The sequence below is a fragment of the Mycobacterium sp. genome (genome assembly GCF_049683935.1).
In the GTDB taxonomy this organism is placed as follows: domain Bacteria; phylum Actinomycetota; class Actinomycetes; order Mycobacteriales; family Mycobacteriaceae; genus Mycobacterium.
On record NZ_JBAUJR010000489.1, the window covers coordinates 1 to 13061 of the forward strand.

Here is a 13061-nt window from a genome sequence, read left to right on the forward strand (position 1 = left end):
CCACAAGACCCTCGACGAGCGGCGCCGGGCACAACACCACTCCGGCACGCAGCTCGTCATCGAGCAGGTCGAGTGCGAGTTCGGCGGAGAGGACGGCACTGCCGAGATCCATCAACACCACCACACCCGCGCCCTGTTCGGCGATGGTGATGGCCTCGACGATCTGTGTCGCGTCGGTCCCGAACGTGGTGTCGTCGAGCCCGGCGGCGATGGCGATCTTCACCTGCCTGCCGTGCACCATCTCCTGCGCGAGTGCGACCGCCGCGCGGGCCAGAGCCCGGCTGTGCGAGACCACGACGAGTCCGACCAGCCCGGGGTCGCTCATCCGCTGGCTCCGAAAGCGGTTGCCGCAGCCGCGATCAGCATCGCCGAGGAGGTGGCGCCGGGGTCGATGTGGCCGACGCTGCGCTGCCCGAGGTAGCTCGCTCTGCCCTTGCGCGCGACCATCGACTCGGTGCCGTCGCGGCCCTTGTCGGCGGCCGCGGACGCATCGGTCAGCGCGGACGCGAGGTCTTTGCCTGCGGCCAGCGCGCCGTCGAGCGCGTCCAGCGCAGGGGCCAACGCGTCGAACATCGTCTTGTCGCCAGCCTCGGCGCGGCCGCGGGCGACCACCCCGTCGACACCGGCGCGTAGCGCCTTGGCGAACTCGGCCGGGTCCGCGCCGTCGGCGCCGAAAGCCGGTGCCATCCTCAAAAAGAGCGTGCCGTAGAGCGGCCCGCTCGCACCGCCGACGGAACTGACCAACGTCATACCGACCTTTTTGAACAGTGCCGGTAGATCTGCCGGCGCGGTGTCGTCGAGCGCGGCGATCACGGCCTTCATCCCGCGGTCCATGTTGATGCCGTGGTCGGCATCGCCGACCGCAGCGTCGAGATCGGTGAGGTACTGGGCATTTTCGCCGATGACCCTGGCGAACTCGCGTAACCATCCGGTGGCGCTTGTGGTGTTGATGGTGCGGTCGGTGCTCATTTCAGCAACCCTTTCGCAGTGCGGGTGTGTTGACCGGGTGATCCCACAGACGCAGCAGATCCTCGTCGGCGCGCAGCAGCGTCACCGAACAGCCCGCCATGTCCAGGCTGGTGATGTAAGGCCCGACGAGGGAGCGGGCCACGGTCACCCCGGCCTTCTCGAGGATCGCCGCGATCTCGGAATACATGACGTACAGCTCGAGCGGCGGGGTTGCGCCCATGCTGTTGACGAAGAGGATGACCCCTGCGCTGGAGGAGAAGTCGAGATCGGCCAGGATGGGCTCGACCATCATCTCGGCGATCGCTTTCGCCGACTGCAGCGGCACTCGCTGCCGACCGGGCTCGCCGTGGATGCCGATGCCGAGTTCGATCTCGTCCTCGGGCAGCTCGAAGGTCGGATGCCCCACGGCGGGCACCGTGCACGACGTGAGTGCCACTCCCATGCTGCGGGCCGCCTCGTTGACCCGGCGTGCCACGCCGACCACGTCGGCGAGGCCACGGCCCTGATCGGCTGCCGCGCCGGCCAGCTTCTCCAGCAGCACCGTGGCGCCGACGCCGCGGCGGCCGGCGGTGTACGTGCTGTCCTGCACCGCGACGTCGTCGTCGACGATGACGGATTCGACGTCGATGCCCTCGGCCTGTGCCAGTTCGGCGGCCATCTCGAAGTTCATCACGTCGCCGGTGTAGTTCTTGACGATGTGCAGGACGCCGGCACCGCCGTTGACGGTCTTGGTGGCTTCGAGCATCTGATCGGGCACCGGCGAGGTGAAGATCTCACCCGCGCAGGCCGCGTCCAGCATGCCCGCTCCGACGAAACCTCCGTGCAGTGGTTCGTGCCCCGAGCCGCCGCCGGAGATGAGCGCCACCTTGCCGGCCACCGGTGCGTCGCCGCGGTAGATGATCCGATTGGTCTGGTCGATGCGCAGTTCCGGATGGGCGAGTGCCATGCCGCGCAGTGCTTCTGCGACGACGTCGTTGGGATCGTTGATGAGCTTCTTCATGGCGGTGCCTCCTCAGGCTGCGCTGGTGGTCTGCGGGGTGGGTTCAGCGTTGACGGCGACCGGGTTCTCGGATGCGGAGTCGGCCCGGGTGCGCGAGATCGCCACGTAGGTCACCGCGGCCAGGACGCCGGCGAGGAACTCCGCGCCGAGGTACACCGGAAGCTGGCCCCACGACACGTCCCCGCCCGCGAGCTGTTGGATGAACATCGGTCCGATGGTGCGGGCCGGGTTGATCGACGCGCCCGTGGTGGGTGCGACGGGGATGATGGCGGCGAACACGACCAGGCCGATCGCCACACCGGCGAACCCCGCCGACGCCTTGCGGTGGATCACACCGAAAACGGTGAACACAAGAATGAACGTACCCACGAACTCGGCGAAAAAGGCCTGTATCGGCGGGGTTTCGGCAGAATAGCTGGCAATGCCGAGTCCCACATCGCTGGCGGCCATCCCCAGCACACCGATGATCGCGGCGGCGCCGGCGATCGCGCCGAGGACCTGCGCACCGATGTAGGCGGGCACCCGTGACCACGGGAAGTTTCCGGTGACGGCCAGCCCGAGCGTGACCGCAGGGTTGATGTGATTGCCCGAGATGTGGCCCAGCGCGTAGATGGTCGCGACCACGATGGTGGCGAACGCAAGCGAGATCATCCCGAGGTCCGCCATCGTGAAGGGTGCGTCCCCGTTGACGATCAGCGTGGCCGGAACGGCGCCGACGCCGACGAACACCAGAAACGCAGTGCCGAGCGCTTCTGCCACAAGCTTCTGGGGAAGTGAAGGCTCATCCATACTGCTCTCCTCTGAGTAAGCACGGTCGCCGGATTGTGATCACTACCGTTCACCTGTCGGCGATATCGGATTGCATTCGATAATGTCGAATGTGATCTGGACCATACGCTTATGCTGCGAGTGGCACAAGGGGTGCCCGAGGGAAGTGGGAGCAGATGATCCAGGCGGTCGATCGGGCTTTGCGCATCCTCACCGTGCTCCAGGGTGGGCGGCGGATGAGCCTCGGGGAGATCGCGGCCGCGATCGACCTGGCTCCGTCGACCGTGCACGGTCTGATTCGCACTCTGCTCGCGCACGGCATGGTGCAGCAGGAACTCGATTCAGGGCGCTACCGTCTCGGGCCGGCGACGTTGCGCCTGGGCAACGTGTATCTGGAGACACTGGAACTGCGTGCGCGGGTGGCTATCTGGGCCGAAAGCCTGGCCCGTCGCACCGGGTGTGCGGTGCGGACGGCGGTGTTGTTGTTCGACGAGATCGTCGTCGTCGGCCACGAACCCCGCCCCGACGGTACCCGGCAGATGCCCGAGGTCGGCATCGTGATCCCCGCCCATGCGAGTGCGCTGGGCAAGGCTCTGCTGGCGTTCGCCTCCGGCGAACTTCCGCAGGGGCCGTTGCGCAGCATGACCGGTGAGACGATCGTCGACGCCGCGGTGCTGGCCACCCAACTCGACACGGTGCGTGCCACGGGTATCGCCGACGAGGTCGAGGAAGCCGTGATCGGTGAATGTGCCAGTGCTGCAGCTGTATTCGACTCGTCCGGCGAGGCCGTCGGAGCGATCGGCCTGGTCGTTCCCGCTGCCCGATGGCCGATGGCGCCCGCGGACATCGATGCGCTGCGCGACGCCGCGCGCACGGTCTCGCGCGAACTCGGCGCCCCGGTGTGGCCGGCCCGGCGTTAGAGAAGCGGCCGGATGATGACAACCGGGGGGTAGACCCTCCATACTCCAACGCGTGGCGAAACTGGTGCAGCGATACCTCGATCGCATCCGCGAGGAGCATGTCGGTGACACCGGGGGAGCGCTGGCCGACTACATCCCCGAGTTGGCATGTGTCGACCCCGACGGCTTCGGAATGTCATTGTCTTCGGCCGATGGCTTCATCTACGAATCTGGCGATGCAGCACTGGAATTCACGATTCAGTCGATCTCCAAACCCTTCACCTACGCGCTGGCGCTGGATCGGCTCGGCGTGTCTGCCGTGGACGCGAAGATCGGCGTCGAACCGTCCGGTGAGGCCTTCAACGAGATCAGTGTGGACCGTGCCACGAAGAAGCCCAAGAACCCGATGATCAACGCGGGGGCCATCGCGGCGGTGTCGCTGATCCCGGCGGCCGGCCCCGACGAACGATTCGCGCTGATCCAGGATTTCTACTCGTCGTTCGCCGGTCGCAGACTCGAGTTGGACGAACAGGTGTACGCGTCGGAGAAAGCCACCGGCAGTCGGAACCGCGCGATCGGCTACATGCTGCAGAGCTTCGGGATGCTCGACGACGATCCCGACGAGGTGCTCGACGTGTACTACCGACAGTGCTCACTGCGCGTCACGTCGACCGACCTCGCCAAGATGGGTGCGACCCTCGCCCGGGGCGGTGTCAATCCGCAGACCGGCCGCCGGGTGAGCACCCCTGACGTGGTCAGGCGCACGCTCTCGGTGATGGTCACGTGCGGCATGTACGACGCCGCCGGCGACTGGGTCAGCGCAGTCGGCATGCCGGCCAAGAGCGGTGTGGGCGGCGGCATCGTCGCCGTGTTGCCCGGGCAACTCGGCATCGGCGTGTACTCCCCTCTGCTCGACGACAAAGGCAACAGCGTTCGCGGAGTCCAGGTGTGCCGCAGCCTCTCTGAGCAACTGGGCCTGCACTTCCTGACGGTGGCACGTGATTCGCGCGCCACCTTGCGGGCCGTATACGAGCCGCGTGAGGGCATCCGTGTCTACGAGACCCACGGAGACCTGCTGTTCTGCGGTGCCGAACAGGTGGTGCGCGTCGCCGACCGCGAGCGGGACGATTTCGAGGTCGCGATCCTGGATGTGTCCCGCGTCGATGACATCGACGATGCCGCACGGGCTCTGCTGTCGGGAATGAGCGCGGCATTGCGGGCGGAGGGCAAGGCGGGTTATCTCGTGGACCCCGACGGTGTGGTGATCCGCTCCGAGATGGAGTTGGAGGCTGTCCGGTTCCGCACCGTGGCCGACGCCGTCGAGGAGGCACAGGGATGGCTCGAGCAGAACCGGCCCGTCAGTCCTCGCTGACCGGGGTGGCGAGCCGGATCGGCTCGTCGTAGCCCCGCAACGTCACCGTATCGCCCAGTGTCCAGTGCGCACGCTCCTTTTCGGTCGCTTTGCTCACCACAGCTTCTGATGCCACCAGTCGCGATGTCTCGTTCTTCGCGAGCTCGCACAGTCGCGCCGCTTCGTTGACCGGCTCCCCGATGACCGTGTACTCGAACCGTTCCCGGGCGCCCACATTGCCGGCGACCACAGTGCCCGCCGCGACGCCGATCCCCGCCTCACATTCGGCTACCTCCTCGCGCAGGCGCCGGCCGATCGCCCGGGCCGTGGCGAGCGACTCGTCCTCGGGATGCTCCAGCGACACCGGCGCTCCGAAGACCGCCAGCACCGCGTCGCCTTCGAACTTGTTCACCAGCCCGTGGTAGCGGTCGACCTCCTCGACGATCACCGCGAAGAACCGGTTCAGCAACTCGACCACCTCGGCGGCCGGCAGGCTGGTGACCAACTTCGTGGAGCCGATGACGTCGACAAAAATGACTGCGGCGTAACGTTCTTCGCCGCCGAGCTCGGGTTGCTCCTGCTCGGCGAGCGCGGCGACCTCGCGTCCGACATGGCGGCCGAACAGATCGCGCACCCGCTCGCGTTCCCGCAGACCATGCACCATCGAGTTGAATCCGCGCTGCAGCTGGCCCAGTTCGGTGCCGTCGAAGACCACCAGGTTGGTGTCCAGGTCGCCCTGCTCGACACGGTTGAGGGCATTGCGCACCACCCGCACCGGGGTCACCGTGAGCCAGGCCAGAATCCACATCAGAATGGCCCCGAAGAGCAGGGCGAACAACGCCAGGATCATCACCGCGACGGTGAACTGGGTGGGCGTCAGGTTGCGCTGGATCAACGTGATGGCGGCGGCCAGGAAGATGCCGAGAACGGGGACACCCGACCCCAACGCCCACACCAGCATCGTGCGGCCCATCAGTCCTTCGGCGAAGCGGCGCGGCGGCTTACCTGCCTCCAGCGCCTGCGCGGCGACCGGGCGCAACGCGAACTCGGTGAACAGGTAACAGCTGGCCGACACGACGATGCCGGGAAAACTGACCCCCAGTAACCACTTCGCGATGAACTCGCTGTCATGCAACCCGTAGAGCGTGGTGAGCAGGATCGTGCCGAGTCCCCACAGCGCCAACAGGACTCGGGTCAGCCGCCACGGTGCCAGGAACGTGTTGCGCTGGTCCTCGCGAGTGGGAGGGCGCTCCTCGATCGCCCACCGCACGTTCTTGATCACCCGGCGGGTCGCCCAGAACACCCCGACCACCAGAGCGGTCACCAGGTAGATCGGCACCGCGATGGCGGTGATCCAGCGAACCCCGGGCTCGAACACGCTGGGCGTGGGGAACGCGACGGTGACGACCAGCGTCGCGACGCCGATTCCGATCAGGTTCGCGACCACCACGAAGGTCGTGAGGATGACCTGGATGCGGACCCGCCGTCGCGCCTGGCTCTCTGAAACCCGGCCCAGGATCCAGGACCCGAACTCCGGGGTCGCCGCGACCCGGCCGCTCTGCTTGGTCACTCGTTCCAACACGCGGCCCAAGCGCTGAGCCGTCGTCCTGTTCGCGGTCATCGTTGCGTCAGCCTAATGACAGGGGCGGGTTTGCAAGCTTGTTCGACGTTTAAGGTGGTGCGGGTGCGTCTCGTGATCGCCCAGTGCACCGTCGACTATGTCGGCCGGCTCACCGCCCATCTGCCCTCGGCCCGACGGCTGCTGCTGTTCAAGGCCGACGGCTCCGTGAGCGTGCATGCCGACGACCGTGCCTACAAACCGCTGAACTGGATGAGCCCACCGTGCTGGCTGGTCGAGGAGCCAGGTGGCGCCTCCCCGGTGTGGGTGGTGGAGAACAAGGCCGGCGAACAACTCCGCATCACCGTCGAGGACATCGAGCACGATTCGAGTCACGAGTTGGGTGTCGATCCAGGGCTGGTGAAGGACGGTGTCGAGGCGCACCTGCAGGTGCTCCTCGCCGAACACGTCGAGTTGTTGGGGGCGGGATACACGTTGGTCCGTCGCGAGTTCATGACCCCGATAGGACCGGTGGACCTCCTCTGCCGCGACGAGCAGGGTCGTTCGGTGGCCGTGGAGATCAAACGCCGCGGCGAGATCGACGGGGTCGAACAACTCACCCGCTACCTCGAGCTGCTCAATCGTGACACGCTGCTGGCCCCGGTGGCCGGCGTGTTCGCCGCCCAGCAGATCAAGCCGCAGGCGCGCACCCTGGCACTGGACCGCGGGATCCGGTGTCTCATCTTGGATTACGACAAGATGCGCGGTATGGACAGCGACGAGTTCCGGCTGTTCTGATGGCGCGGAGGCGGGCGGCGAAACGTCCTCAGAATCCGCTGCCCGCGCCGCGGCGCGTCGAGGTGGGCGCCGACGGCAACGACTACGAGGTCCGACCGGTGGCGGCGGCGAGGGCGACGAAGGTCTATCGCTGTCCTGGCTGTGACCACGAGATCAGGCCTGGTACAGCGCATGTGGTGGTGTGGCCGACGGATGGCGTCGGTGCATCGGAAACCGTTGATGACCGCAGGCACTGGCACACTGCGTGCTGGGCGAACCGGGCTACGCGGAGCCCCACCCGGAAGTGGTCGTGACCGTCAGTGGTCGGCGCCCTCGGAAGCGGGCTCGACGAGTTCGATCAGGACACCACCGGCGTCCTTGGGGTGCACGAAGTTGATCCGCGAGTCGGCGGTTCCCCGTCGGGGCGCGTCGTAGAGCAACCGGACACCCTGTTCGCGCAGTCGCTCGGTGAGTGCGTCGATGTCGCTGACGCGGTAGGCGAGTTGCTGCAGGCCGGGCCCACGCTTGTCGATGAACTTGGCGATCGTGCAGGTGTCGTCGATCGGTGCCATCAACTGCACCTGGGCACTGCCCATGGGTGCGCCTCGGACCGAGAGCATCGCTTCGCGGACGCCCTGGTCCTCGTTGACCTCTTCGTGCAGCACGATCATGCCGAGATGGTCGTGATACCACTTGATGGCCACATCCAGGTCGGGCACTGCGATGCCGACGTGGTCGATGGCGGTGACCAGCGCGGTGGCCAGTGCCGGACGGGCGTCAGTCTGCTCGGCGGTCATATCGCAAAGGTAACCTAATGACATCGGTTTCGAATAGGTCGGTACATATGTATAGCCTGACCGGAGCCGCTGGAAACCGCTTTGGAGGTAGCTATGACGACGTCGGTGATTGTTGCTGGAGCCCGGACCCCGGTCGGCAAGTTGATGGGTTCGCTGAAGGACTTCTCCGGCAGTGACCTCGGTGCGGTGGCGATCGCCGGCGCGCTCGAGAAGGCCAAGATTCCGGCCTCGGCCGTCGACTACGTGATCATGGGCCAGGTGCTCTCGGCCGGCGCCGGGCAGATGCCCGCGCGGCAGGCTTCCGTAGCCGCCGGAATCGGGTGGGACGTGCCCTCGCTGACGATCAACAAGATGTGTCTGTCGGGTATCGACGCCATCGCGCTTGCCGACCAGATGATCCGCGCCGGCGAATTCGACGTCGTCGTCGCGGGCGGCCAGGAGTCGATGTCGCGGGCCCCGCACCTTTTGATGAACAGCCGCTCGGGCTACAAATACGGCGACGTCACGGTGCTCGACCACATGGCCTACGACGGCCTGCACGATGTGTTCACCGACCAGCCGATGGGTGCGCTCACCGAACAGCGCAACGACGTCGACCAGTTCACCCGCGCCGAGCAGGATGAATTCGCCGCGGAGTCGCACCGCAAGGCGGCCATCGCGTGGAAGGACGGCGTCTACGCCGACGAGGTTGTGCCGGTGAAGATCCCGCAGCGCAAAGGCGACCCCGTCGAGTTCAGCGAGGACGAGGGAATCCGGGCCGACACCACCGCCGAGTCGCTGGCCGGACTGCGGCCCGCCTTCCGCAAGGACGGCACGATCACCGCAGGTTCGGCGTCCCAGATCTCCGACGGCGCCTGTGCGGTCGTGGTGATGAACAAGGCGAAGGCCGAAGAGATGGGTCTGACCTGGTTGTGCGAGATCGGTGCCCACGGTGTGGTTGCCGGACCGGATTCGACACTGCAGAGTCAGCCCGCCAACGCGATCCGCAAAGCGATCGCCAAGGAAGGCATCAGTCTCGACGACCTCGACGTCATCGAGATCAACGAGGCGTTCTCCGCTGTAGCGCTCGCGTCGACAAAAGAACTCGGCCTCGACCCCGACCGGGTCAACACCGACGGGGGCGCCATCGCCATCGGGCACCCGATCGGCATGTCCGGCGCCAGGATCACGCTGCACGCGGCACTGGATCTGGCGCGTCGCGGCTCCGGCTACGCGGTGGCCGCGCTGTGCGGCGCGGGTGGCCAGGGCGACGCCCTGGTCCTGCGGCGTCCCTGACCCAGGGCATCGTCCCAACGACGCAACGTAGTAGCTGCTGTCGATTTCCGGCACAATGGCGGTCATGACAGGCGTAATCGACGTTCGCAGTGCTACCGGCTGGTTCCGGTTGATCGCATTCGCGGAGGCGGTCAGTTGGATCGGACTGCTGCTCGGCATGTACTTCAAGTACCTGGGATCCCCGCGCACCGAGGTCGGGGTGAAAATCTTCGGTCCCGTGCACGGAGCGATCTTCGTCGCCTTCGTCGGAGCGGCGCTACTCGTCGGTATCGCCCACAAGTGGGGTCTGGTCACATGGTTGCTGGCATTGCTGGGCAGCATCGTGCCGCTGGGCAGTGTGATCTTCCTCATATGGGCTGATCGGACGGGTCGGATGGGGCCGACGACAGCTTCGACGGGCGCGGTGGCCTCCGGTGGTCAACCAGGGAGCCCGGCACCCGAAACGACGTGACAGACTTGGTCGCGTGACACGTCCTCGACCCCCGATCGCGCCTGCCATGGCCGGTGCCGTCGATCTGTCAGCACTCAAGCAACGGGCCACCGCCCCGGCCGGCGACGCCACGGCGCCGGGAGCGTCATCGGGCGCACCGGGCGCGTTGGAGATCACGGAAGCCAACCTCGAGGCCGAGGTGCTGGTCCGCTCCAACGAGGTGCCGGTGGTGGTGCTGCTGTGGTCGCCGCGCAGTGACTCCAGCGTCCAGCTCGGCGAGGCGCTTGCCGGCCTGGCTGCCACCGACGGACCGAAGTGGTCGCTGGCGACGGTGAACGTCGACACGGTGCAGCGGGTAGCCCAGATGTTCGGCGTGCAGGCGGTTCCGACTGTGGTCGCGCTGGCGGCCGGTCAGCCGCTGTCGAGCTTCCAGGGGATGCAGCCACCTGAGCAGCTGCGGCGCTGGATCGACTCGCTACTCGACGCCACGGCTGGAAAGCTCAGTGGCTCAGGTGATGCCGATGAGCCCGAGCAGATCGACCCTGAGGTCGAGCAGGCGCGGATGCACCTCGACAACGGCGACTTCGACGCCGCGGCGGCTGCGTATCAGGCGATCCTGGAAGCGGACCCGAACCACGTCGAGGCCAAGGGCGCGGTGCGCCAGATCAGTTTCCTGCAGCGGGCGACCTCGCATCCGCGGGATGCGGTGGCCCTCGCCGACGCCTCGCCCGAGGACATCGATGCCGCGTTCGCGGCCGCCGATGTGGAGATCCTGCAACGTGATGTCGCGGCTGCATTCCAGCGGTTGACCGCCTTGGTCAAGCGCACGGCGGGCGACGAGCGCACCACCGTGCGGACCCGGCTGATCGAACTGTTCGACCTGTTCGATCCCGCCGATCCCGAGGTGATCGCAGGCCGCCGCAACCTGGCCAACGCCCTGTACTGATTGCTTGCCCTGCCGGAATTGCATTCCCGCAGAACTACGCTCGGGATTCCGCGGCTGGAATGCAATTCCGGCGACAGGGACGCTAGGGCTGTTCGGGCGCGAACCAGAGTGCGGACAGGGGCGGCAGCACCATGACGGCCGATGCGGGTCGGCCGTGCCACGGTTCGTCGGTCGCCTCGACGGCACCGTAGTTGCCGATGCCTGATCCGTGGTAGCTGTCGGAGTCGGTGTTGAGGACTTCGCGCCAACTGCCCGTGTGCGGCAGACCGAGTCGGTATCGCGAGTGCTCGGAGCCCGAGAAGTTGAACACACACGCCATCATCGAGCCGTCGTCGCCGAATCGCAGGAAGCTCAGCACATTGTTGGCCGAATCGTTGGCGTCGATCCAGGAGTAGCCCTCGGGCTGACTGTCCCGCGACCACAGCGCGCGGCTACCGCGGTAGACACCGTTGGCGTCGGTCATCATCCGCAGGATGCCGTCGGAGAACCCATTCTCGTCGAGTTGGAACCAGTCGACCCCGCGTTCCTCCGACCACTCGGCACGCTGGCCGAATTCCTGGCCCATGAACAGCAACTGCTTGCCGGGGTGTGCCCACTGGTAGGCGAGCAGGCTTCGGATGCCGGCCGCTTTCATGTGGTCGTTGCCGGGCATCCGGCCCCACAGCGTGCCCTTGCCGTGCACGACCTCGTCGTGACTGATCGGGAGCACGAAGTTCTCGCTGAAGGCGTACAGCAGTGAGAACGTCAGCTCGTGGTGGTGGTAGCTGCGGTGGATGGGGTCACGCTTGATGAACTCGAGCGTGTCGTTCATCCAGCCCATGTTCCACTTCATCGAGAAGCCGAGTCCGCCGAGGTTGGTCGGGCGGGTGACGCCGGGCCAAGACGTGGATTCCTCGGCGATGGTGACGATGCCCGGGTTGATCTTGTGGACGGTGGCGTTCATCTCCTGCAGGAACTGCACCGCCTCGAGATTCTCCCGACCGCCGTGGATGTTCGGTGTCCAGCCGTCGACGGGGCGCGAGTAATCCAGGTAGAGCATCGATGCGACGGCGTCCACACGCAGGCCGTCGATGTGGAATTCCTGCAACCAGTACAGCGCGTTGGCCACCAGGAAGTTCCGGACCTCGGCGCGGCCGAAGTCGAAAACGTAGGTGCCCCAGTCGAGCTGCTCCCCGCGACGCGGATCGGCATGCTCGTAGAGCGCGGTGCCGTCGAAGCGCCCGAGCGCCCAGGCGTCCTTCGGGAAGTGCGCAGGCACCCAGTCCACCAGAACGCCGATGCCGGCCCGGTGCAGCGAGTCGACGAGGTGCCGGAACTCGTCGGGTGTGCCGAACCGCGAGGACGGTGCGTAGTAGGAGGTGACCTGGTAACCCCACGAACCGCCGAACGGATGCTCCGCGACGGGCAGCATCTGCACGTGGGTGAACCCGTGAGAGACCAGGTACTCGGTGAGCTGCTCGGCGAGTTCGGTGTAGCTCAGGCCGGGCCGCCACGAGCCCAGATGAACCTCGTAGGTGCTCATCGGCTCGAAGACCGGGTTGCGCAGCGTCCGGCCGGCCATCCAGTCGTCGTCGCTCCAGGTGTACTCGCTGTGGGTGACCCGGGAGGCCGTCTGCGGCGGCACCTCGGTGGCGAACGCCATCGGGTCGGCCCGTTCGGTGACGACGCCGTCGGCGCCGTGCACCTTGAACTTGTACAGTCCGCCGACCGGGAATCCCGGCCAGAACAGCTCCCACACGCCCGTCGAGCCGAGCGCACGCAGTTGCGCCTCGTTGCCGTCCCAGTGGTTGAACTCGCCGATCAGGGTGACGCCCTTGGCGTTGGGTGCCCACACGGCGAAGGAGACACCGTCGACCACACCGTCGGCGGTGGTGAAACTCCGGGGGTGGGCGCCGAGAATCTCCCAGAGGCGTTCGTGGCGCCCCTCGGAGAACAGGTGCAGGTCGATCTCCCCGAGGGTGGGCAGGAACCGGTAGGCATCGGCCACGGTGTGCACGTGCGGCGTGTCGCCGCCGGTGTCGTAGCTGATCTCGAGGCGGTAGTCGATCAGCTTGGTGTACGGCACCGCGATGGCGAACAGCCCCGACTCGATGTGGTCGAAACGATGGCGTTGCCCGCCGATCACCGCATCGACCGCGACGGCGTGCGGGCGGTAGGCGCGGATGACCGTGTGGTCGTCGTACTCGTGTGCGCCCAGCACCGAGTGCGGATCATGGTGGTCACCGGACAGGAGTCGGTTGATGTCGGCGGTGTGGGGCCGCAGATGTGGGCTCTCGATCCGGTTCGTCAGG

At 66.7% G+C, this 13061-nt stretch carries 14 protein-coding genes; 7 read left to right on the plus strand and 7 right to left on the minus strand.

The annotated features are described in order from the left end of the window. From dhaM to WA965_RS27895, 4 genes are all read right to left on the minus strand, one after another. On the minus strand, positions 1-325 hold a 325-nt coding region (dhaM, locus tag WA965_RS27880), incomplete at its 3' end, for a dihydroxyacetone kinase phosphoryl donor subunit DhaM (RefSeq protein WP_526448254.1). Then, a complete protein-coding gene (gene dhaL / locus WA965_RS27885) occupies positions 322-969 on the minus strand; it encodes a dihydroxyacetone kinase subunit DhaL (RefSeq protein ID WP_526448255.1) in 648 nt (215 codons plus the stop codon). The genes dhaL and dhaM, both read right to left, overlap by 4 nt. 1 nt (position 970) lies before the next feature. After that, positions 971-1969, minus strand: coding sequence for a dihydroxyacetone kinase subunit DhaK (dhaK, locus tag WA965_RS27890; RefSeq protein ID WP_526302837.1), 999 nt, complete (start codon positions 1967-1969; stop codon positions 971-973). Between the two features lie 12 nt (positions 1970-1981). Beyond that, on the minus strand, positions 1982-2758 hold the full coding sequence (locus WA965_RS27895; RefSeq protein ID WP_526302838.1) for an MIP/aquaporin family protein: 777 nt from the start codon (positions 2756-2758) through the stop codon (positions 1982-1984). A 155-nt stretch (positions 2759-2913) separates the two neighbouring features. Between WA965_RS27895 and WA965_RS27900 the strand changes: the two genes are divergently transcribed. Next, the gene (locus WA965_RS27900; RefSeq protein ID WP_526302839.1) at positions 2914-3657 is read left to right on the plus strand and encodes an IclR family transcriptional regulator; all 744 of its coding nucleotides are present in this window, start codon (positions 2914-2916) and stop codon (positions 3655-3657) included. 52 nt (positions 3658-3709) lie between these two features. Beyond that, positions 3710-5008, plus strand: coding sequence for a glutaminase A (glsA, locus tag WA965_RS27905; RefSeq protein ID WP_526302840.1), 1299 nt, complete (start codon positions 3710-3712; stop codon positions 5006-5008). On the opposite strand, the gene WA965_RS27910 is transcribed toward glsA, so the two are convergent. Then, a complete protein-coding gene (locus WA965_RS27910) occupies positions 4995-6608 on the minus strand; it encodes an adenylate/guanylate cyclase domain-containing protein (protein WP_526302841.1) in 1614 nt (537 codons plus the stop codon). The two genes, glsA and WA965_RS27910, sit on opposite strands and share 14 nt — an antisense overlap. 63 nt (positions 6609-6671) lie before the next feature. On the opposite strand from WA965_RS27910, the gene nucS reads away from it, so the two are divergent. Beyond that, a complete protein-coding gene (nucS, locus tag WA965_RS27915) occupies positions 6672-7343 on the plus strand; it encodes an endonuclease NucS (protein ID WP_526302842.1) in 672 nt (223 codons plus the stop codon). Beyond that, positions 7343-7636, plus strand: coding sequence for an Rv1322 family protein (locus WA965_RS27920; protein WP_526302843.1), 294 nt, complete (start codon positions 7343-7345; stop codon positions 7634-7636). The genes nucS and WA965_RS27920 overlap by 1 nt, the downstream gene beginning before the upstream one ends. A gap of 3 nt (positions 7637-7639) precedes the next feature. Here the strand turns inward: WA965_RS27920 and mce are convergent, their stop codons facing one another. Beyond that, complete coding sequence (gene mce / locus WA965_RS27925) at positions 7640-8119, minus strand: methylmalonyl-CoA epimerase (RefSeq protein ID WP_526302844.1); 480 nt, start codon at positions 8117-8119, stop codon at positions 7640-7642. Between the two features lie 93 nt (positions 8120-8212). Here mce and WA965_RS27930 point away from each other — a divergent pair, with 93 nt between their 5' ends. From WA965_RS27930 to WA965_RS27940, 3 genes are read left to right on the plus strand one after another with little or no spacing between them, the layout of a single operon-like run. After that, positions 8213-9394 carry an acetyl-CoA C-acetyltransferase gene (locus tag WA965_RS27930; RefSeq protein ID WP_178357194.1) on the plus strand — a complete coding sequence of 394 codons (1182 nt, stop codon included), beginning with the start codon at positions 8213-8215 and terminating at the stop codon, positions 9392-9394. Positions 9395-9449: 55 nt separating this feature from the next. Then, a complete protein-coding gene (locus WA965_RS27935; protein WP_526302845.1) occupies positions 9450-9845 on the plus strand; it encodes a DUF3817 domain-containing protein in 396 nt (131 codons plus the stop codon). A gap of 13 nt (positions 9846-9858) precedes the next feature. After that, positions 9859-10770 carry a tetratricopeptide repeat protein gene (locus tag WA965_RS27940; protein WP_526302846.1) on the plus strand — a complete coding sequence of 304 codons (912 nt, stop codon included), beginning with the start codon at positions 9859-9861 and terminating at the stop codon, positions 10768-10770. A gap of 82 nt (positions 10771-10852) precedes the next feature. On the opposite strand, the gene glgB is transcribed toward WA965_RS27940, so the two are convergent. Continuing rightward, complete coding sequence (gene glgB / locus WA965_RS27945) at positions 10853-13060, minus strand: 1,4-alpha-glucan branching protein GlgB (protein ID WP_526302864.1); 2208 nt, start codon at positions 13058-13060, stop codon at positions 10853-10855. Between the last annotated feature and the right edge of the window lies 1 nt (position 13061).

Bases quoted from the DNA above. Each gene is read 5' to 3' on its own strand.
- WA965_RS27930 (WP_178357194.1), top strand. From the start codon at position 8,213: ATGACGACGTCGGTGATTGTTGCTGGAGCCCGGACCCCGGTCGGCAAG.
- mce (WP_526302844.1), bottom strand. From the start codon at position 8,119: ATGACCGCCGAGCAGACTGACGCCCGTCCGGCACTGGCCACCGCGCTG.
- WA965_RS27895 (WP_526302838.1), bottom strand. From the start codon at position 2,758: ATGGATGAGCCTTCACTTCCCCAGAAGCTTGTGGCAGAAGCGCTCGGC.
- dhaK (WP_526302837.1), bottom strand. From the start codon at position 1,969: ATGAAGAAGCTCATCAACGATCCCAACGACGTCGTCGCAGAAGCACTG.
- WA965_RS27935 (WP_526302845.1), top strand. From the start codon at position 9,450: ATGGCGGTCATGACAGGCGTAATCGACGTTCGCAGTGCTACCGGCTGG.
- WA965_RS27900 (WP_526302839.1), top strand. From the start codon at position 2,914: ATGATCCAGGCGGTCGATCGGGCTTTGCGCATCCTCACCGTGCTCCAG.
- WA965_RS27910 (WP_526302841.1), bottom strand. From the start codon at position 6,608: ATGACCGCGAACAGGACGACGGCTCAGCGCTTGGGCCGCGTGTTGGAA.
- WA965_RS27920 (WP_526302843.1), top strand. From the start codon at position 7,343: ATGGCGCGGAGGCGGGCGGCGAAACGTCCTCAGAATCCGCTGCCCGCG.
- dhaL (WP_526448255.1), bottom strand. From the start codon at position 969: ATGAGCACCGACCGCACCATCAACACCACAAGCGCCACCGGATGGTTA.